At 67.2% G+C, this 908-nt stretch carries 1 protein-coding gene; it reads right to left on the bottom strand.

The genetic code is table 11. From position 1 onward, the window contains the following. Positions 1-19: 19 nt before the first annotated feature. Positions 20-908, bottom strand: an 889-nt coding sequence (locus tag DSY14_RS27890) for a carbohydrate ABC transporter permease (RefSeq protein WP_249188588.1), incomplete at its 5' end; no start/stop codon positions are given.

Here is a 908-nt window from a genome sequence, read left to right as displayed (position 1 = left end):
AGGTGGGGGTGCCCATGGTTCACGCCGCCTTTCGCATGCCGAACAGCTGCACGGCGTAGGCGATGACCATGGTCAACAGCCCCATGATGATCGCCACCGCCGCGGCGTAGTTCTGCTGCTGGCCCGAGAAGGCCAGCGAGTAGGTGTAGAGGTTGGGCGTGTACCCGGAGCTGATGGCGTTGGGCGCCACGCTCTGCAGGATGCTGGGCTCGTTGAACAGCTGAAAGCTGCCGATGACGGAGAAGATCGCGGCGATCACCATGGCCCCGCGCAGGGCGGGGAGCTTGATGGCGCTGATCACCCGCAGTTGTCCGGCGCCGTCGACCTCGGCCGCCTCGTAGAGGTTGTGCGGCACCGTGCGCAGCGCCGAGTAGAGGATGAGCATGTTGTAGCCGACGAACTGCCAGGTGACGATGTTGCCGATGGAGGCGAGGACGACCCCGGGGGCGAGCGGGTCGGGCAGGGTCACGCCCAGCAGGTCGTTGACGTTGCCGACGAGCCCGAACCGGGTCCCGTACATGAACCCCCACATCAGGGTGGCCACGACCGCGGGCACCGCGTAGGGCAGGAAGATCGAGATCCGGAAGAAGTCGCGTCCGTAGAGGCGGCCGCTGTCCAGGACCAACGCCAGGAGCAGGGCCAGGAACAGCATGATGGGCACCTGGACGGCGAGGAAGAGCGTCACCCGGGACACCGACTCCCAGAACACCGGATCGCCCAGGGCACCGCGGTAGTTGTCCAGTCCCACGAACGAGGTGCCGCCGACCAACCGGTCGCGGTACACGCTCAGATAGAGCGAGTAGAGGATCGGCGCCACGAAGACCACCGCGAACACGGCCATGAACGGGGCGAGGAACCCCCACCCGGTCCAGTGCGGGCGGGGTCCGCGACGCACCGGGGGTCTGTGG

Source organism: Nocardiopsis sp. MG754419, from assembly GCF_018207095.1.
Classification (GTDB): Bacteria; Actinomycetota; Actinomycetes; order Streptosporangiales; family Streptosporangiaceae; genus Nocardiopsis.
The sequence above is the reverse complement of the archived record's forward strand: the minus strand, read 5'-3'. Positions and strand labels throughout refer to the sequence as shown.